Source organism: Paenibacillus apis, assembly GCF_018333295.1.
Taxonomy (GTDB): Bacteria; Bacillota; Bacilli; order Paenibacillales; family Paenibacillaceae; genus Fontibacillus; species Fontibacillus antibioticophila.
Genome location: NZ_BORS01000031.1, coordinates 1 through 19,145, shown reverse-complemented (window position 1 = coordinate 19,145; position 19,145 = coordinate 1). Strand labels below are relative to the sequence as shown.

General features: G+C 52.1%; 14 protein-coding genes and 1 riboswitch. Of the genes, 5 read left to right on the top strand and 9 right to left on the bottom strand.

What is annotated here, in order from left to right:
- Positions 1-326 precede the first annotated feature (326 nt).
- The 5 genes from KI362_RS24635 to KI362_RS24615 form a co-directional block, all read right to left on the bottom strand.
- Positions 327-2,030, bottom strand: coding sequence for a histidine kinase N-terminal 7TM domain-containing diguanylate cyclase (locus KI362_RS24635; protein WP_301630911.1), 1,704 nt, complete (start codon positions 2,028-2,030; stop codon positions 327-329).
- A 173-nt stretch (positions 2,031-2,203) separates the two neighbouring features.
- The gene (locus KI362_RS24630) at positions 2,204-4,159 is read right to left on the bottom strand and encodes an elongation factor G (RefSeq protein ID WP_301630910.1); all 1,956 of its coding nucleotides are present in this window, start codon (positions 4,157-4,159) and stop codon (positions 2,204-2,206) included.
- Between the two features lie 132 nt (positions 4,160-4,291).
- The gene (locus tag KI362_RS24625; protein ID WP_301630909.1) at positions 4,292-4,633 is read right to left on the bottom strand and encodes a DUF1801 domain-containing protein; all 342 of its coding nucleotides are present in this window, start codon (positions 4,631-4,633) and stop codon (positions 4,292-4,294) included.
- A gap of 129 nt (positions 4,634-4,762) precedes the next feature.
- The gene (gene aspA, locus KI362_RS24620) at positions 4,763-6,178 is read right to left on the bottom strand and encodes an aspartate ammonia-lyase (RefSeq protein ID WP_301630908.1); all 1,416 of its coding nucleotides are present in this window, start codon (positions 6,176-6,178) and stop codon (positions 4,763-4,765) included.
- Positions 6,179-6,358: 180 nt separating this feature from the next.
- Entirely contained in the window at positions 6,359-6,997 is a 639-nt protein-coding gene (locus KI362_RS24615) for a spore coat protein (RefSeq protein ID WP_301630907.1), read from the bottom strand.
- 234 nt (positions 6,998-7,231) lie between these two features.
- Here KI362_RS24615 and KI362_RS24610 point away from each other — a divergent pair, with 234 nt between their 5' ends.
- The 4 genes from KI362_RS24610 to KI362_RS24595 are packed head-to-tail and all read left to right on the top strand — an operon-like array spanning position 7,232 to position 11,187.
- A complete protein-coding gene (locus KI362_RS24610; protein WP_212937955.1) occupies positions 7,232-8,323 on the top strand; it encodes an iron-siderophore ABC transporter substrate-binding protein in 1,092 nt (363 codons plus the stop codon).
- Positions 8,316-9,356, top strand: coding sequence for a FecCD family ABC transporter permease (locus tag KI362_RS24605; protein ID WP_301630906.1), 1,041 nt, complete (start codon positions 8,316-8,318; stop codon positions 9,354-9,356). The genes KI362_RS24610 and KI362_RS24605 overlap by 8 nt, the downstream gene beginning before the upstream one ends.
- The gene (locus KI362_RS24600) at positions 9,353-10,384 is read left to right on the top strand and encodes a FecCD family ABC transporter permease (protein ID WP_301630905.1); all 1,032 of its coding nucleotides are present in this window, start codon (positions 9,353-9,355) and stop codon (positions 10,382-10,384) included. Before KI362_RS24605 ends, KI362_RS24600 begins: the two co-directional genes overlap by 4 nt.
- Positions 10,384-11,187, top strand: a complete 804-nt coding sequence (locus tag KI362_RS24595; RefSeq protein ID WP_044481679.1) for an ABC transporter ATP-binding protein — start codon at positions 10,384-10,386, stop codon at positions 11,185-11,187. Before KI362_RS24600 ends, KI362_RS24595 begins: the two co-directional genes overlap by 1 nt.
- A gap of 67 nt (positions 11,188-11,254) precedes the next feature.
- Here the strand turns inward: KI362_RS24595 and KI362_RS24590 are convergent, their stop codons facing one another.
- The 4 genes from KI362_RS24590 to KI362_RS24575 all read right to left on the bottom strand — a co-directional run bounded on the left by KI362_RS24590 (position 11,255) and on the right by KI362_RS24575 (position 17,236).
- The gene (locus KI362_RS24590; RefSeq protein ID WP_212937959.1) at positions 11,255-12,595 is read right to left on the bottom strand and encodes an amino acid permease; all 1,341 of its coding nucleotides are present in this window, start codon (positions 12,593-12,595) and stop codon (positions 11,255-11,257) included.
- A gap of 183 nt (positions 12,596-12,778) precedes the next feature.
- Positions 12,779-12,857: riboswitch (glycine riboswitch) on the bottom strand.
- Positions 12,858-13,419: 562 nt separating this feature from the next.
- Positions 13,420-14,838 (bottom strand): L-arabinose isomerase, encoded by a 1,419-nt coding sequence (araA, locus tag KI362_RS24585; protein WP_374705716.1) that lies wholly within the window; start codon positions 14,836-14,838, stop codon positions 13,420-13,422.
- Between the two features lie 81 nt (positions 14,839-14,919).
- On the bottom strand, positions 14,920-15,615 hold the full coding sequence (locus tag KI362_RS24580) for an L-ribulose-5-phosphate 4-epimerase (protein WP_301630903.1): 696 nt from the start codon (positions 15,613-15,615) through the stop codon (positions 14,920-14,922).
- Between the two features lies 1 nt (position 15,616).
- Complete coding sequence (locus KI362_RS24575) at positions 15,617-17,236, bottom strand: xylulokinase (protein WP_301630902.1); 1,620 nt, start codon at positions 17,234-17,236, stop codon at positions 15,617-15,619.
- 400 nt (positions 17,237-17,636) lie between these two features.
- Between KI362_RS24575 and KI362_RS24570 the strand changes: the two genes are divergently transcribed.
- On the top strand, positions 17,637-18,722 hold the full coding sequence (locus tag KI362_RS24570) for a GntR family transcriptional regulator (protein ID WP_301630901.1): 1,086 nt from the start codon (positions 17,637-17,639) through the stop codon (positions 18,720-18,722).
- Positions 18,723-19,145: the final 423 nt, after the last annotated feature.

Sequence of the window (19,145 nt, the reverse complement as noted above, 5' to 3'; positions counted from 1 at the left end):
TCACAGCTTGCATTTTAAATTCTTCATTGTAGCGCTGACGCTGCTCTCCCATAGCGGACACCTCTTTCATCGTTAAGTATATTATTGGGGTCACTTAACGCTGTGTCCACTTTTTATTCTAGACGCAAATGGCACTAAAATTGCCAACCGCGGAGCCCTTGCGACGATTTTAGTGCACAATGGCACTAAAATTGCCAACCGCGGAGCTCATGCGACAATACTAGCTCCTATCGAGCTAAATAAGTGTTGATAAAACAGCCTGGTCCATAATTGTCGGGAGGCGGGGTAGACAGCCTCCCGACAATCATGCCCTATCATCGGATCAGCTATATCAAAGGCGCAACGTTGACGTATTGCCCGAGCTCGACCCGATTGCGTCCCTTCTCCTTGGCCTGATACAGAGCTTTATCTACGGCGGAGAAAAGCTGAACCAGATACTCCTCCGGACTCTCGGCCGGATCCTCCTCGCTAAAAACATCGATTGCAACAACACCCATACTGATGGTGACCGAGACCTCCTCCAACGCTTGTCCCAGCTCCACGGGCACCTGATTCAGCTCTACTGACAGCCTTACCCGTTCTGCCAACTGCAAAGCCAGCTGCTGCTCGGTATGCGGGAGATAGATCATGAACTCCTCTCCGCCATATCGGGCCAGAATGTCCGTGCTGCGAATCGCCTGCTTGACGACTTGCGATGTCCGTAAGAGTACCTCGTCTCCAATGACATGCCCGTAGCGGTCATTCACGGTCTTGAAATGATCAATATCGAACAGAATCAGCGAGAAGGGGATTCGATACCGGGTGTTGGTGCTTACCTCATGTGTTAGCTGCTGTGTCAAATACCGCCGGTTATAGCAGTCCGTCAAGCTGTCGGTCAAGACCAGCTCCTCCAGCTTTCGATTGGCCTCGGACAGCGCGGAACGAATATGATCCAGCGATTGATTGCGTTCCTGAAGCATTTCATTCTGCCGATTCAGCTCATGCACCAGGAAGCGCTCTTGCGTGACATCCTGGAAGGTCAGCAATGATCCGAAGAACGACTGATAAGTGTCCAAGATCGGTGAAACCTGGAGGATAAAATGACGTTCTGTCCGGCTCTCCACTTCGATCTCGATCCGGAAGGACTGGTATTCCTTCTGCTTGTACTGCTCCAAAAATGTCTCAACATCTCCAGTCACCTTTACCGTCTCCAGAAAGGAGGCCAGCTCAAAGCGATCCCCAACCCGAAGATCCCGAGTCAAGGACAAGGCCTTGTTGACCTTCATGATCAACCCTTGTTCATCCAGCACCAGGATGCCGTAAGGAATCCTATTGATGATATCCTCTTGGGCGATCGATACGAGGTCAAACACATTAAGCTTCTTAATAACATAAACAAAAAATAGGCAGGACAGAAAAATCCCTAAGGAAGTCAATCCAGGGATAATTGGAAGCCATTTGTCGAGCACAACGTTCAGAAAGCTATCCAGACACGCAAATCCGGTTAGGACATAGATTCCCCAAAGGGTGATCTTGACCTGTTTTCTGACCTCTGGCGATGTATGAGGGGAGCGTATTGCCCGAAACAAGTTCAAGAGGGCGGCAAAAAAGTAGCTTAACAGCACTACAGTAACAACCCAGAACCAGAGACCATACGTCCGATGGACGTAGTCTCCCTCGACCGGGAGCGCAAAATCGCCGCCGATATTCAGAACCACGCCTGCGGCTGCAATAACGGCCGGGGCCAGAATCATGACGGTCTGGGACTGGCTTAATTGCGCTTCCGTTCGTGTCAGGAAGAAGGTAAGCAGGAACCACCCTCCCCCCACCAAAGATATGGCAACGAAGGATATCGTGACGAACAGCCGCTGCAGATCGGGGTTTTCCGTCCAGTTCATGGCAAACTGACTGAACGGCCACAGCATCATCAAGCTATGAAACAAGAAGTACACCTTATGTAAGCTCGTAACTCGGACGGAAATAAAGACATAGATGAACAGCACGAACAGCAGGATGAATAGAGCGAGGTCAAACCATCCTTTAGGGCTCATATTTAAACTCCTTTTTTGATTCCAGAAAGGCGACTACCACTGCTAAAACTGTAAAATTAATCACATCTTATCACAGAGAAACAAGTGTGAGTAGTCATAAAAACCCATTTTATTCTGCTATTCACAAAAATATGGAGCCTTTATGCCCATAAAATCCCAAAAGTTGCCCTGCTTTACAAAAGGTGCATCTTGGCTTCTGCCTCCGCCCAGGGCACGGAATAGCCCGCCCCTTTGGCACAGAAAATCGAGGAGGAGGTATATAGCGGGTCGGCCTCCTTCCGGTAGCCCAGCCGTTCGATCACTTCCTCCGAATTATGGCACCGGTCATAGCCGCCAAACACACAGCGGATGCTGCCCCGCCCATGTGTAAATGAAGCGAATTCCGTGCTGTAGCTCATGAAGGTGGAGACGGGTACCCTTCCGGTGATGACCGCTTGACTGCCTGATGTTTGAGGCGGTTCAAAGACACCTGCTGCCCGCTGGATATCGGAGAGTACCCTGCCCATTTCGTCGATGCTTACCTTGATTTTGAAATCATAATACGGTTCCAGCAGCACATTCTCTGCCTTCTCCAATCCTTGGCGCAGTGCGCGAAACGTTGCCTCGCGGAAGTCGCCGCCATGGGTATGCTCCTTGTGCGCAGCGCCCCGGAGAAGCGTAATCTTCAAATCTGTCACCGGCATGCCGGTCAGCAGTCCGTGATGCTCCCGTTCATACAGATGGGTCTGGATCAGATTCTGGTAACTGTAGCCTAGATCGTCCGGATGACACACGCTGGTGAACTCGAGACCGCTGCCCCGCTCTCCGGGCTCCAGCAACAAATGCACCTCTGCATAATGCCTGAGCGGCTCAAAATGGCCATACCCTGTAACTGAAGACTGAATCGTCTCCTTGTACAGAATTTCCGGCTGGCCGAACGTGATGGCAAACCCGAAACGCTCCTTCACAAGCTGCTCCAGCACTTCGAGTTGAATCAAGCCCATCACGCGAATATGAATCTCCTGCAGACTCTCGTTCCAGACAACATTTAATGAAGGGTCCTCCGCATTCAAGAGGCGGAATGCTCCCAGCACCTGCTGGACGTGAAGCGAGGCAGGGAATTCCACCTTCGCCTGCAGGGTCGGCTCCGCATCGTATACCAGCTTATCTTCAAGCTGTCCCAGTCCTTGCCCGACCTCGGCCGCAGACAGGCCAAGAACGGCAAATAAATCGCCGGCCTCCGCCTGTTCTACCGCCTGGGTTCTAGCTCCGTTCACCCACAGCATGCGAGTAACCTTCTCTTCATATTGCTGTTCACCGCTCGCATAGGCCAGCAGGTCACGAACCCGCAGCCGACCGCTTACCGCCTTGATGAACGTCTGCCGTACGCCGGACTCATCGTGCTTGATCTTGTAGATTCGGCCTCCGAAGGGAGCGTCCCCGTCGTATTCGGCAACCGTAAGCAAATGAAGCTGCTCAAGGAACTCCACAACCCCTGAATCCTGGAGCGCTGAACCGCAGGCATACGGAAACAGACGGCCATCTCGGATCATTCTCCGTAAGCCTTCTAGCCAGAAGCCAGGATCGTCTCTTCCCTCCAGAAAAGCTTCTAACATTGACTCATCCCGCTCCGCCATCATTTCCCTTAGCGGCTCAGCAACCCTGCCAGCCACAAAGCCATCCGTTAGACTGCTGATGTCCCCTGTAAGCTGCTGGCGGATATCCTCCTCCACCTGCGAGATATCTGCCCCAACCCGGTCAGCCTTATTGATGAAGAAGAAGGTCGGGATGTCATGCTTGCGCAGCAGCTGCCACACAGTCTCCGTATGACCCTGAACCCCCTCCACCGCACTGACAATCACAATCGCATAATCGATAATTTGCAGCGCCCGTTCCATCTCCGGAGAGAAGTCGACGTGTCCCGGCGTATCGATCAAATGGTATTTATCACCCTTATACTCCATAATCGCCTGATCGGCGAACACCGTGATCCCCCTCGCCCGCTCAATCTCATGGCTGTCCAGATAAGCATCCTGATGATCGACCCGCCCCCGCGACCGGATACTGTTCGTATGATAAAGCAGCTGCTCCGCAAAAGTTGTCTTTCCTGCATCCACATGGGCAAACAAGCCTATTGTTAGTCGTTTCATCTGTTCCGTTATCCCGCTTTCGTAGAGCTTCTGCAAAATTTAAAGAATAGTCCTAGTCTATCATAAGTAATGCGGGTACATCCTTATAAAGTCGCAGTTAAAAGTGTGCCTGACATCCTCTCCCCTCCTCGATTAGCCGAGCTCTGATGCAGCTCGACTCACCAGCGAGGACAGGAGATCCCGATCCGCTTCCTGGCCCTTCTTCAGTTTGAGTGTTTTGCGCTCCGGCGGGCCTTCGAAGCCTTCCGGCAGAGTCATATTCGCCGTATTAAATAGGGTGAAGCTGACGGCATCCTTTGATGTAGAAATAACCGCCGCATACTTTCCGTTCTTTAGAAAATGGGGCTTCTTATATTGGATTCGCTCCTGGACATCGGGAATGGCCGAAATAACAATCTCTCTGAGCAATGTGCACAATTGCTGTTGCCAAGGTTCCTTCACCGCATCAATAAATTCGATGACTTCTTGATTCATCCTAAACATCTCCTTATATTTTAACGCTTCATATCCTTTTTCCTTTAATTTCGACTTGGAAATGATACCGCGAACCAAGGTGTTAGACGCATTGGAAGCATCACCCCAATCCGCCGCTTGATATTCCCATCATTTCTTCAATATATCCGCTCCGGCTATGCCGGGATGCGTCATCTCGAACGGGTCCAGAATCAAGTCCAGCTGTTCGCTGGTCAACACGTTATATTTCAGGCAAAGATCGCGGATCGAGGCTCCGGTGGCGATGGCCTCTTGGGCGATCCTTGCGGCGGTCTCGTATCCGATATACGGATTGACCGCTGTCATAATCCCTACGCTCTGCTCAACATACTCCCTCAGCTTGTCTTCATTAGCCTGGATGCCCTTGAGGCAATAATTCGTAAATGAACGAAAGCCCTGGATCATCATACTGATGGATTGCAGCAGGTTAAATACAAGGACGGGCTCCATCACATTGAGCTCCAGCTGTCCCGCCTCAGACGCCAGACAGATGGTATGGTCATTGCCGATGACCTGAAAGGCAATCTGGTTAATCATCTCCGGCATGACGGGATTCACCTTGCCGGGCATGATCGAGGAGCCGGGCTGACGGGCGGGCAAGTTGATCTCGCCAAGTCCCGCTCTCGGACCGGAAGCCATCAGGCGCAGGTCATTGGCGATCTTGGACATGTTGATCATGCTCACTTTGAGCGCGGCGGATACCTCGGTATATGCGTCCGTATTTTGCGTGGCGTCCACCAGGTGCTCGGCCTGTTTCAGCGGTAAGCCGCTTAAAGCCTTAAGCTGCTGAACCACAGAGGTCATATACCGCAGATCGGCATTCAATCCGGTCCCTACGGCGGTAGCCCCTATATTCAACTCATATAAATGCATGCGAGACTGCATGATCCGCTTCATGTCTCTTGCCACGACTCGACTGTATGCCTCGAACTCTTGTCCAAGCCGAATCGGCACGGCATCCTGCAGATGAGTTCTTCCCATTTTGATGACGTGACTAAACTCCTGTCCCTTCCGGTGAATCACATTGTGCATATCCTCCATCACGGTGAGCAGCTTCTCCAACTGCTTCAAGACGGCAATATGAATCGCTGTTGGAAAGGCATCATTGGTGGATTGCGACATGTTAACGTGGGTATTGGGACTGCAAAGAGCATAGTTGCCCTTCTCCCCTCCCATCAGCTCAATCGCCCGATTGGCAATAACCTCGTTTACGTTCATGTTCATAGAGGTTCCCGCTCCGCCCTGGATCGGGTCGACGATGATCTGATCCTGCCACTTCCCTTGAATAAGCTCCTCCGCTGCTTGAACGATGGGCTCGCCAATGACCGGGTCAAGACGCTTCGTCTCCATATTCGCCAGCGCAGCCGCCTTCTTGACCATCGCAAACGCCCTGATCAGTTCTTCATGAATTCGATAACCGGTAACCTGGAAATTTTCAACGGCCCTGAGCGTCTGAATTCCGTAATATGCATGGCCGGGAATCTCTTTCGAGCCTAGAAAGTCCTGTTCGATCCGCATGGCACCCATTCCGCAACTCCTCCTCGAACTGAAATCGCTTTCATTATATATTATATTTTAACCTTTTAAAACCTCGATACCTCCAAATTCCCAATCGACCACAAAATCCCCTTGTAAATCAACACCTATGTATTTTGTCCCCATGACAAAAAAAGGCGCCTCCCCAAGAGGAAGCGCTGCGGCAGGCTTTTAATGAAGCCCTTGCGTTCCCGGCATTTGCTGCTGGGTCGGGCAAGGGGCGTAACCGTTCTGCATGAGCTGCATATCTTGCTCTGCCAGTTGCGGCACTTGATAATAGCCATGCTTATTCTGGTAAAGCGAGATTTCATAAGCCATCTCGATGCAATTCGGAAGTGAGTCGGCCAGCACGCGCCGAACAACCGGGTTCGTCGCTTCCAGCGCTGCGCTTGTCTTGATCATCGCCCCGCTTTTCACGGCATTCAGCATACTTAAGGCAATCATTCCGTCGTTAATTTCCGCGACCGACTGCATCGGCTTCTGCGGCTGGCTTGGCTTCATCCCGTAAGTAAAATCGTTCCCCTGCTTCATGCTGTAGCTTTGCGTCGGTATAGCCGGATCTTGTCCTGTCTTGAAGCACTCCAGCGTAGTGTTATACTCCGTCGCCATGAATTGCTTCTGCCGCTGCAGAATGTCGCGAAGCTCGGGATCTTTAACGTGTCCGCTTAACATAGTGTAGGTGTTTATCGTGTTGATTGCACCTGCCAGAACCTCATGAACGTCGAACATTTCATGTCCACCGTGATTCAATTGCGGCGGAACGATACCTGTATGAAGGTTCTGGTGATTTTGGGGCTGTTGGGATTGCATGTGAATGGCCTCCTTCAAAATTGGTTGATTATACATCCTGCCCTAGTTTGTACAGCCCATTCCAAACTATACATGCAGCTCTATAAATTACGAATTTGTCCAAAATCCGCAGGGTCTGAACGCGTAAATCTCTTAGAAAGTACCTGCGGCAAAATTCCTTTGACACTTTAACACATAGACGCTAAAATAATTGAGAACGATTATCAATTTCATTACTCTGGAAAGGAAATGATTATGAGAACACATCGCAAAACCTCATTATTCACCCTGATCTTTGCCCTTATCCTTGTAGTGGCATTGGTCGGATGCTCTAGTCAGACCAACAATTCAACTACGCCTGCGGCGCAAAACAACGCGGAGAATACTCAGACTCCGGCAACAGATGAACCTGCTGCTCAAGGATCTGACGGAGCGTACCCGATTGTCATCAAGCATGCGCTTGGCGAAACTATAATTGAAAGCAAGCCTGAACGTATTGTCACTATCCAATGGGCCAATCATGACGTCCTTCTCGCGATGGGCGTTGTGCCTGTAGGCTTCTCCGCTGCAAATTTCGGGGTACAGGATGACAGCGGACTTCTCCCTTGGACAGCTGAAAAATTGCAAGAGCTTGGCGTAACCGATCCGAACGTCTTTCAGGATACGGACGGACTTGATTTCGAAGCGATCTCCGATGCCAACCCAGACGTGATTCTGGCTGCATATTCCGGTATTACCCAGGAAGACTACGATCTTCTGAGTGAAATCGCTCCGGTTGTTGCTTACCCGACATCTCCTTGGACGACGACCTGGCGGGAGCAAGTGCTGCTGAATGCGGAAGGTGCGGGGATGAAGGCGGAAGGTGAACAGTTGATTAAGGATACTGAGGACCTGGTGGCTGAAAAATTAAGTGCATACCCTCAAATCAGCGGTAAAAAGGTGGTATGGGTGAACTTCTCTGCTCAAGATATGTCTCAGCTACACATTTACACCCCCATCGATTCCCGCGTCTCCTTCTTGTATGAGCTGGGTCTGGAATATCCGGAGAGCATCACCTCCCAAATTACCGACCCTACAAGCTATTCCTTGAAGCTGAGTGCTGAAAATGCAGAAGCCTTGAACGATGCGGACCTGATCGTGGGCTATGGCAATGATGAACTGCTGAAGGCGCTGCAAGCAGATTCCCTGCTTGGTAAGATCCCTGCCATTCAAAGAGGCTCTGTAGCCTTTATTGACAGTGATACGCCGCTGGTTGCTGCCGGAACACCAAACCCGCTTTCGATTGCCTACACGATTGATGAATATTTGAAGCTTATTGGAGCAGCCGCTGACAAAGTAAATGAATAATTTTTCAGATATTTCAGAGCAAAAATTAATTTCATCTGTACCGAAGAACTTCAAGAGAGTGCTATTCGTCTGCCTGGTGCTGCTTGTGCTCTGCGCGATAGCCTCTCTGGTGCTAGGCTCCCGGGTGGTGAGGCTTCAAGAATTACTTGACGGCCTCTTCCACCCGGATGCCGAGTCCTACGGCGCGAATATCGTCCGCAAGCGGGTTGCCCGTACTGTATTCGCCTTATGCTGTGGTGCGGCACTCGGGGTATCCGGCTCGTTGATGCAGTCCGTCACCCGTAACCCGATTGCGGATCCCAGTATTCTGGGCGTCAATACGGGCGCGTCGGTGTTCGTCGTCAGCGGAATTGCCTTCCTGAACATCAGTGCCGCTCACCAATATATTTGGCTGGCGCTGATCGGGGCTGCAATAACGGCTGTGTTCGTCTTCGGTATCGGCTCAATGGGACGTGGCGGCGCCACGCCCATTAAGCTTGTTTTGGCAGGTGCAGCCACTAGTGCTGCCCTGTCTTCTGTTGTCTCTGCCATCCTGATTCCGCGCTCCTATGTCATGGATCAATTTCGCTTCTGGCAAGTGGGCAGTGTAGGCTCAGGCAGCTGGAGCGTCGTGCTGACGCTTGCTCCGTTCCTGGTCACCGGCGTGGTGACGGCGATCCTCACAGCCCCGGCGCTGAATGCGCTTGCGCTGGGGGATGATGTGGCGACAGGGATGGGCGTGCGTACGGGTGTGCTGCGGCTGATCTCGGCGCTGGCCGGCGTGATTCTATGCGGCGCTGTTACAGCCTTAGCCGGTCCGATCGGCTTTATCGGATTGCTGGCGACGCATGTCATGCGGCTGGTACTGGGACCGGATCTGCGCTTTGTCATCCCGATGTCCGCCCTTTCAGGCGCGATAATCCTTACGATATCGGACATTTTAGGCAGACTGCTCGGCAGCCCGGGCGAGCTGGAGGTCGGGGTGGTTACAGCCTTTGTAGGAGCTCCGCTTCTAATATTCCTAGCGATTAGATCGAAAGTGCGTTCATTATGAGAAATGATACGATAGCATTCATTATGTCAGGCCGGCGTCAACGCCGTCGCCGCTGGGTCCTTGTCACTTGCAGCCTTGCCTTGCTGGCCGTGCTGCTCTGCTGCGCCATGCTCCTCTTAGGGAATACCATCTATCCGGTCAAGGAGATTGTCCGGGCCCTGTTCGGAGAGCAGGTCAAAGGCGTGTCCTTCGCCGTCAATACGATCCGCTTGCCGAGAATGCTGGCCGGTTTGTTCTCCGGCATGGCCTTCGGGATGGCCGGGATCGTCTTCCAGACGATGCTGCGCAACCCGCTTGCGAATCCGAACATTATCGGGATTACGTCCGGTTCCAGTGCGGCTGCCGTCTTTTGTATCACGATTCTGCATTCCACCAATGCCGTAGTATCGGTCGCGTCCGTGGTAGCCGGATTGATTACGGTCCTTATTATGTATTTGCTGTCACGGGGAAGATCCTTCTCCATTGGACGGCTGATTCTGATCGGAATCGGAATGCAGGCTATGCTGGATGCCGTGGTGTCCTATCTGATCCTGATCAGTGCACAGCAAGATATCCCTACTGCTCTCAGATGGCTTACGGGCAGCCTGAACGGCTCCCAAATGAAGGAGCTGCCTCCGCTCTTGATCACGGTAATCGTGCTGACACCGATTCTGATTGCCCTCAGCAAGCATCTGAGCTTGCTGGAGCTCGGAGAGCAATCCGCTTCATCGCTTGGCCTGAATACGGACAAGACAAGAATCGTGCTGATTGTCAGCGCTGTCGCCATGGTTGCGATTGCTACCGCAACGACCGGTCCGATTGCCTTCGTCTCCTTCCTTGCAGGACCGATTGCAACCCGATTAGTCGGGGCCGGGCATTCCAATGTGGTGCCAGCCGGCCTTGTTGGCGCTAATCTGGTTCTGGGTGCGGATCTGATCGGGCAATTTCTCTTCGAGGTCAGATATCCTGTCGGGATTATTACAGGATTGCTCGGAGCGCCTTACCTGATCTTCCTGCTCATCCAAATGAATCGGAAGGGAGAGTTATGATGACAGCCACACATCTGTTTCAAGCCGAGCAACTGGTTGCCGGCTATGACCATAAGACGGTAATTCATGGGATCGATCTTGTGATCCCCAGCAACAAAATCAGCGTCATTATCGGGGCGAACGGCTGCGGCAAATCGACGCTGCTCAAGACGCTGGCAAGGCTGATCAAGCCGATCTCCGGCCAGGTTACTGTCGACGGCAAGCCAATCAGCAAGATTCCGCCGAAGAAGCTGGCTCGTATCATCGGGATGCTCCCGCAGTCTCCGATTGTCCCGGAGGGCATCTCCGTTGCGGACCTGGTCGGACGCGGAAGATTTCCGCATCAATCCATGTTTAGCGGATGGTCCAAAAAGGATTACGAGGCCGTCGCGGAAGCGATGGAAATTATGAATATCACCGAGTTCGCCAACCATGATATCGATGAGCTGTCCGGCGGCCAGAGACAACGCGTCTGGATCGCGATGGCACTGGCGCAACAGACGGATATCCTGTTCCTGGACGAACCGACGACCTTCTTAGATATTACCTATCAGGTCGAGATTCTTGATCTGCTCACCGATTTAAACCGCAAGCACGGCACGACGATCATGATGGTGCTTCATGATATCAATCTGTCGGCGCGGTACGCGGACCATATCTTTGCGATGCATGAAGGAAAGCTGGTCGCGGAAGGAACGCCTTCAGAGGTCATTACGAGCACCATGGTCAAGGATATCTTCGGACTGAATTGCACTGTCATTCAAGACCCGCTGTGCGGTTCGCCGATGGTGGTTCCAAGGGGACGGCATCACGCCATCCGGTAGAGAGGCTTGAATATAGAAAACCCGGTGTCAGGGAGATGTTGATCTCCTGATACCGGATTTTCTCGTTTTATCGGGCTCGTTTGATATAAGAGAGCGCAAGCAGCAGCACAAACCATAACGGCGTAAGCAGCAAGGCCGGACGCGTCTCGTCGGCGATTAGCATAATGATAAGAATCATAGCGAACAGAACGAGGACCGCGTAGTTGATGAACGGTGTCCACGGTGCCTTGAATTTCGAGGCCGCATGAAGCTGAGGCTGCTTCCTTTTGTACCGGATATGGCTGATGAGCACCACACCCCACACCCAAATGAAGCAAATCGCACTGATGGTCGTCACTACGCCGAAGGCTTGCTCCGGGATGAGCTTGCTTAAGAGCGCACCTCCCGACAGGATGAGCGTCGAGATAAGCAGGCCGTTGCGCGGCACGTGGTTTTTGTTCAGCTTGCCAAAGGACTTCGGCGCCTGATTCTTGTTCCCCAAATTGTAGAGAATCCGGCTGGTCGAGAACATCCCGCTATTGCAGGCGGAAGCCGCCGAGGTCAGCACGACGAAGTTGATGATCCCGGCAGCGACCGGAACCCCGACCAGAGCAAAGGTCCGTACGAACGGGCTCTCCCCTGCGTGAAGCTGAGTCCAGGGATTGATGCACAGCAAGGCTAGAATCGCTCCCACATAGAAGAACAAGATCCGCATCGGAATTTTGTTGATGGCGGACGGGATATTTTTCTCCGGATTGGAGGTTTCCGCCGCAGATACCCCTACCAGCTCCACGCCGACGAATGCAAAGACGACCATCTGGAAGGATAAGAGGAACCCGGTGATCCCATTGGGGAAGATGCCTCCATGGTTCCATAGATTCGTTACAGACACGGTTCCCGCCTCGGTCTTGAACCCGATGACCAGCAGCACGATGCCCAGTCCGATCAGGGCCAGGATGGTAATGACTTTAATCAGGGCAAACCAGAACTCCAGCTCCCCGAAATTTTTGACCGTTAACAAGTTCAGTCCGAGCAGCACGATCAGACAGATCAGCTCCGGCACCCATTGCGGGATATCGAACCAATATTTCACGTAAATGCCTACGGCAATGACGTCGGCCATCGCGGTCATAATCCAGCAGAACCAATAGGTCCAGCCGGTGATAAAGGCCACCCGTTCTCCCAGGTAGTCCTGAGCTATATCGGTAAACGATTGGTAGCCCGCCTTCGACAGCAGCAGCTCTCCCAACGCTCTCATCACAAAGAATACCGCGATCCCCACAATAAGATACGTAAGGACGATGGACGGACCGGCCTGTTGAATGGCCTTCCCGGACCCCAGGAACAATCCTGTTCCAATCGTCCCGCCAATAGCAATGAGTTGTACATGGCGGTTCTCTAAATCCCGCTTTAATTCCTGCTGTGCCATAACTAAGCTCCCCCTTAAGATTGTTTCGCTCTCTGCAGTGAGGGGCGACAATGTCAACCAACAAAAAAAGAGATTGGATCATTTCACTCCAATCTCCGGGCACAAAAAGTAATACGAATCCTCTCTGTCCTGCCGCATCCCCAAATAAAGAAGGTCAACTGCGGTATGGCAGATTTCGTTCGTTTCTACTCTTCTGTCCTTTTGCCTGAGATTGTGAACCCTTCGGCGCCGCGACATCCGCGGTCTCTCCAGAAGCTGCTCCTGCTATAGTGTGATCCATAGCAATCAAAGCACGCTGCGTATTGAATTATTGATACTATGCTAGCCGTATATGACATCGTTTGTCAATGATCTTTTTTTCACAAGTCTGGCTGGCAGAAATCCTTCACTTGAGTGAGCTACCGCCTACCGCCCCCAAGTTTACTGCAGTGAGTTTTTTTCCATTACACTCGCCATTTAACGCTCAAACCCCATTTTAGTGAAAAATCTTCGCTTACATTTCTAGTAATGAGGGATTTTTCTGTTTTCTCCCACTCTAAGGTCGGAAATTTCACTAAAGCTGCTCTCGGCCGATTTTCCTGAAATGTAATGTCCTTTTGTTCACTGTTCACTGCAAGGGCTATACACTTGCATGAATAGGGATCGCGATCAGGTAAAGACCGGAATTTCACACCAAAAAACACGGTCACCGTCAAAAACCAAGGAACTAAGCGAAAACAGACCGCTCAATTCCTTGGTTTCTTTCAAATCTCATCCTATTTTATTGCTGATGGTACTTCAAAGGTTACTTTGGAACAGCCCCGGCTTGAAGTGAAAGCACCTGCTTACTTGATTACCACGTATTCCAAGTTCACCAGCTTGGCGTACGTCACAATTTGATCCGTCGTCAGGTTCAGCGATACAACCGTATGATGGCCGCCGCCGTTCTCGATCCAGGCCTTCACCCCGTCCTGGAAGTTCGGCTTCACCTTCCACAACACGCGGGCTACCGGCAGCTTCGGAGCGGGAACCGTCGGCTCGAATGCTTCTACCTCGTTGATCAGCAGCTTGTAGTGCGTGCCGAAATCCGCCATCGATACAACGACGCCTTCTCCTGCCTTGCCGTCGAACACGAGGCGGGCCGGATCTTCGCGGTCGCCGATGCCAAGCGGGGATACGACGATCTTCGGCTTGCTGCCCGCCAGGCTTGGATCGACCTCAAGCATATGGGATTGCAGGATCGCTTCCTGTCCTGCGGACAGCTCATAAGTATAATCCTCCATGAAGCCAGTGTTCTGATTATGGCTCATCACCTTGAGCAGGCGATCCAGCGCTGCCGTCTTCCAGTCCCCTTCACCGGCGAAGCCGTAGCCTTGAGCCATCAGGCGCTGTACGGCGAGTCCGGGCAGCTGCTTCATGCCGTGCAGGTCCTCGAAGTTAGAAGTGAAGGCATTGTATCCGCCATTGTCCAAGAAGCGCTTGATGGCAATTTCATAGCCGGCCTGCACCTTCACGCTGGCTTCCCAGACTTCCTTGCTGTAATCGCCGTAATCGAAGTCGTACAGCTCGGCATACTCAGCAAACAGTGCATTTACCTCTTGCTCGGTAACAGCCTCAACGTACTGCACAAGATCACCGATGCCATAGTAGTCTACGGTCCAGCCAAATTGAATCTGAGCCTCCACCTTGTCGCCTTCCGTCACGCCGACATTGCGCATGTTGTCTCCAAAGCGCGCTACTTTGATCTGGAAGCTCTCGTTGTAAGCGACCGCCACGTCCATCCAGTCTGCAATTTGCCGCTGAACCTCCGGACGCTCCCAATAGCCGACCACAATCTTGTTCTGCTTGTTGAGCCGGGCATTGATGAAGCCGTACTCCCGGTCGCCATGGGCGGCCTGGTTCAGGTTCATAAAGTCCATGTCAATGGTGGACCAGGGAATACTCTCGTTAAACTGCGTAGCCAGATGAAGCAGCGGCTTCTGCAGAAGCTTCGTTCCGCGAATCCACATTTTTGCCGGGGAGAAGGTATGCATCCAGGTGATCACTCCCGCCACCTCATCCCGGTAGTTCACTTCCTTCATGATGGAGGTAATCTTATCCGCGCTTACTGCCAGGTCCTGCAGCACCAGCGGATACGGGAGCACCCCGCTTCCGTTCAAGGCATCTGTCATCTTCTGTGCGTGGGCCTTCACTTCGGCCAAGGCTTCTTCCCCGTACAAATGCTGCGATCCCACTACAAACCAAAATTGCTTCGCTGCTGTCATTTTACTCATCCTCTCTTTTATTGGGAGTTCAAAAAGTCGGCTTTTCAGCACCGAGAAGTCCTCTGTTTATTGTGAATCCAACTATTTCTGCCCGTAATATGCATCCTTCCCGTGCTTGCGCAAATAGTGCTTATCCAGAATGCGCTGCGGCAATTCCTCAGCAAAATGGTTCAATTCGCGCGCAAACAGGTTCATCTTCGCGACTTCCTCCAGCACCACACTGTTGACTACGGCCGAGTTGGCGTCCTTGCCCCAGGTGAACGGCGCATGCCCCTTGAGCAGCACGCCGGGAATCGCCATGATATCCAGACCCCGCTGCTCGAACGTCTCGATGATCAGTCGCCCGGTCTCGATTTCATAGCCGCGGTCAACCTCCTCCTGCGTCAAAAAGCGGGTGCACGGTACCGCCCCGTAGAAGGTATCGGCATGGGTCGTGCCCATCACAGGAACGTCCAGCCCGGCTTGAGCCCAGATCGTCGCCCAGGTGGAATGGGTATGCACGATGCCGCCTATTTCCTTGTAATGCTTGTAAAGCACAGCATGGGTTGGCGTGTCGGATGAGGGTCTAAGCTCTCCCTCGGCCACATTCCCGTCCAGATCGACGACCACCATGTCGCTCGGCTTCATCTTGTCATAGCTCACCCCGCTGGGCTTGATAACGAACAGGCCGCTCTCGCGGTCCACCGCGCTTACATTGCCCCAGGTGTATTTGACCAGTCCATGTCTCGGCAGTTCCAGATTCGCCTCGTAGACCTCTTCCTTTAATCTCTCGAGCATCTCAATCCCTCCCGTTCTCTACAAAGTAGTCAATGGCTGCCTGCTCGATAGGCAGTCCTTTGCTGTAGCGCTCCATAAACACGTCGAAGCCAGTAACGTCGGATAGATCCGGTTTGATCTCCTGCCCTTGCGCGTTCTTGAACACCTGCTCTGCAAGGAAGCGGTCCAGCGGCTCTTGTGTGTCCTTGTTCGTCATATATGAAGCCAGGATCGCCATGCCCCAGGCACCGCCCTCGCCTGCCGTGTCCATGACAGATACCGGAACGTTCAGCGCTGCCGCTACAATCCGCTGGCCGACCACCGGGGTCTTGAACAAGCCTCCATGGGCCAGAATACTGTCGATGGCGACGTGCTCCCGCTTCGTCAGGATATCCATTCCCAGCTTCAAGGCCGCAAAGGCCGAGAACAGATGAATCCGCATAAAATTAGCCAGATTGAACCGGCTCTCCGGCGAACGGACGAACAGCGGACGTCCCTTCTCCATACCGGTAATATTTTCTCCGGAAAAATAGCCATAGCTGAGCAACCCGCCGCCGTCCGGATCCGCTGCCAGCGCTTGGTTGAACAAGACGCTGTACAATTGATTCTTATCTGCCTTCTGCCCCATGGCGGTATAGAATTCCTGAAAAAGTCCCAGCCAGGCATTAATCTCGCTGGAGCAGTTATTGGCGTGCACCATGCCGACCGGGCTGCCATCCGGGGTTGTCACCATGTCGATTTCCGGATAGACGGCGGTCAACTCCTTCTCCAATACGATCATGGCAAATACAGAGGTGCCGACCGAGATATTGCCGGTGCGCTTCTTCACGCTATTGGTCGCCACCATCCCGGTTCCGGCGTCGCCCTCGGGCGGGCACAGCGGAATTCCGGCCTCCAAGTTCCCGGATGGATCCAGAATTCTGGCCCCTTCAAGACTCAAGCTGCCTGCCTCAACGCCAGCAGGATATACCTTGGGAAGAATGTGCCGCAGCTTCCACGGATACCCCTTGTCTGCCACCAGCTCTTCAAATTGCTGCACCATCTTCTTATTGTAATCTTGCGTCGTCTCATCGATCGGGAACATGCCCGAGGCATCACCGATCCCCAAGGCTTTGGCGCCGGTCAGCAGCCAGTGAATATACCCGGCCAAAGTCGTTATATAATCAATCCGTGGCACGTGCTGCTCCCCGTTCAGAATCGCTTGATACAAATGGGCAATGCTCCAGCGCTCAGGAATGTTGAATTGGAACACAGCCGTTAATTGCCGGGCCGCCTCGCTGGTCGTCGAATTGCGCCAGGTCCGGAACGGAACCAACAATTCCCCAGTGCTGTCAAAGGCCATGTATCCATGCATCATGGCCGAAAATCCGATGGAACCGATTCGGGTAAGCTTGACTCCGTATTGCTGCTCCACCTCTTGGCTTAATTCGCGATAAGCTTCTTGAAGACCCTTCGTAATGTCGGTCAGGTTGTACGTCCAGTATCCATCCACCAGTTGGTTCTCCCATTCATAGCTGCCGGAGGCAATCGTCTCGAATTGGCGGTTGATCAATACAGCCTTGATCCGGGTCGACCCCAGCTCGATACCAAGCGAGGTCTCGCCTGCCGTTATCGCCTGCTTGAGGTTAAGGTCATGGTCCATCAGCACGTAACTCCTCTCTATAGATCATTATTAAGTAGTATTAAAAAGAAGGCGCTTTCCTTATTATCAGCCCTAGTATAGTTTTTTGTTCGTACATTTGTCAATATGAATGAATAGATATGCTTACAAATAAACCCGAGATATTTCTATGGATAGAGTTGCGATTCTGTGACCGGGTGAAAAATAGCCCGCTCGCCGTTTGCGACATCCTCCGACTTTTCTCAGCCTTTATTTGTTGGTATAGCCTTATCCTCTCTACTTCGGTCAGCATAGGCGGTTCAACCTTCCAAGATGATGGACAATCGATTATAATAGGAGTAATGTTCGATTTTAATGTGTACGTACAACTTGTTGTTTTCTATAAATTCGTATGAGGACAAGCAGGAAAGAAGTGAACCAGATGAAGCCAAAGTATCAGATGATCCTTGAGGAGATTAAGAGCGATATATTATCGGGCGTCTACAGTGTAGGCGAGCAAATTCCGACGGAATTAGCATTGCAGGACAGGTACAAGGTGAGCCGGCAGACGGTGCGCAAAGCCATTCTTGAGCTGGCTAACGAAGGATTCCTGAGAAGCGAGAAAGGCTCCGGGACCTATGTGAGCCACCAATACCGCACCCGATCAGCAGGCACGAACGGCAAGAGGACGATCGGCGTCATTACGACCTATATTTCTGACTACATCTTCCCTTCTATTATTCGCGGTATTGAGGGGCGGTTGAACGAAGACAGCTATTCGCTTCTGCTCGCCAGTACGAATAATGATGTCGAGCAGGAGAAAAAGGCGCTGGAGATGATGCTGTCCTTCGGGGTAGACGGGCTGATCATCGAGCCGACGAAGAGCAACTTCTACAACCCAAACATCGCCTACTATCTGGCGTTTAAGGAGCAGGAGGTCCCGCTGATCATGATCAACGCGTATTATGAGGAGCTGGACGTGCCTTTCCTGTGCCTGGATGACGTGCAATCCAGCTATCTGGCGACCCGCGAGCTGATTGCCAAGGGCCATACCCAGATCGGCATTATTGCGAAAATGGACGATTTGCAGGGCAAATATCGGATGAAGGGATATATCAAGGCTCTTGGTGAAGCGAAGCTGCGGTTCGACCCGGCGCAGGTACTCTCGTTCGATACCGAGACGAAGCCGGACCTGTCATCCCGCCTGCGGACATTTCTTACCGAGCACCGCGAGCAGCTTACGGCTATCGTCTGCTACAATGACGAGGTCGGACTGGAAGTCATTCAGGTATGCCGGCAGCTGGAGCTGTCGGTGCCGCAGGATTTGTCCGTGATTGGGCAGGACAACTCCTACATTGCCAAGAACGCCAACATTAGGCTGACGACCTTGACGCATCCCCAGGAGCAGATGGGGCGCGATGCCGCAGATTGGATTATCAAGAAGCTGCAGGGGAAGCGGGATTTGAAGAACAACACCTACTATCAGCCTGTCTTGATCGAAGGAGAAACGGTGCAGGAGCTGAATTAAGATAATGGACAAGGGTTGTCCCAAATGTACATGAGCATATGGCGTGAAAACTGATTTATAAAAACCGGCGGATTGCACCACACGTAGTACATGGAAACACACTTCAGCAGAGCGGATCAGTTCGCGTTGTGGAAATAAGTGCAGAAAGGCATTAAAATTGCGGATGTGGGTGTTCATGCGGCGATTATAGTGCTAAAAAGCATTAAAATTGCCGGGTGCGAGAGCTCGTACGATGATTTAGTGCAGAAAGGCATTAAAATTACGGATGTGGGTGTTCATGCGACGATTATAGTGCTAAATGCGTCTAGAATAAAAAGTGGACACAGCGTTAAGTGACCCCAATAATATACTTAACGATGAAAGAGGTGTCCGCTATGGGAGAGCAGCGTCAGCGCTACAATGAAGAATTTAAAATGCAAGCTG

Excerpts from the sequence above, each read along its gene's own strand:
- KI362_RS24595 (WP_044481679.1), top strand. The coding sequence starts at position 10,384 with ATGACAGCCACACATCTGTTTCAAGCCGAGCAACTGGTTGCCGGCTAT.
- araA (WP_374705716.1), bottom strand. The coding sequence starts at position 14,838 with ATGACAGCAGCGAAGCAATTTTGGTTTGTAGTGGGATCGCAGCATTTG.
- KI362_RS24590 (WP_212937959.1), bottom strand. The coding sequence starts at position 12,595 with ATGGCACAGCAGGAATTAAAGCGGGATTTAGAGAACCGCCATGTACAA.
- KI362_RS24635 (WP_301630911.1), bottom strand. The coding sequence starts at position 2,030 with ATGAGCCCTAAAGGATGGTTTGACCTCGCTCTATTCATCCTGCTGTTC.
- KI362_RS24575 (WP_301630902.1), bottom strand. The coding sequence starts at position 17,236 with ATGGACCATGACCTTAACCTCAAGCAGGCGATAACGGCAGGCGAGACC.
- aspA (WP_301630908.1), bottom strand. The coding sequence starts at position 6,178 with ATGGGTGCCATGCGGATCGAACAGGACTTTCTAGGCTCGAAAGAGATT.
- KI362_RS24580 (WP_301630903.1), bottom strand. The coding sequence starts at position 15,615 with ATGCTCGAGAGATTAAAGGAAGAGGTCTACGAGGCGAATCTGGAACTG.
- KI362_RS24625 (WP_301630909.1), bottom strand. The coding sequence starts at position 4,633 with ATGAATCAAGAAGTCATCGAATTTATTGATGCGGTGAAGGAACCTTGG.
- KI362_RS24615 (WP_301630907.1), bottom strand. The coding sequence starts at position 6,997 with ATGCAATCCCAACAGCCCCAAAATCACCAGAACCTTCATACAGGTATC.
- KI362_RS24630 (WP_301630910.1), bottom strand. The coding sequence starts at position 4,159 with ATGAAACGACTAACAATAGGCTTGTTTGCCCATGTGGATGCAGGAAAG.
- KI362_RS24570 (WP_301630901.1), top strand. The coding sequence starts at position 17,637 with ATGAAGCCAAAGTATCAGATGATCCTTGAGGAGATTAAGAGCGATATA.
- KI362_RS24600 (WP_301630905.1), top strand. The coding sequence starts at position 9,353 with ATGAGAAATGATACGATAGCATTCATTATGTCAGGCCGGCGTCAACGC.
- KI362_RS24610 (WP_212937955.1), top strand. The coding sequence starts at position 7,232 with ATGAGAACACATCGCAAAACCTCATTATTCACCCTGATCTTTGCCCTT.
- KI362_RS24605 (WP_301630906.1), top strand. The coding sequence starts at position 8,316 with ATGAATAATTTTTCAGATATTTCAGAGCAAAAATTAATTTCATCTGTA.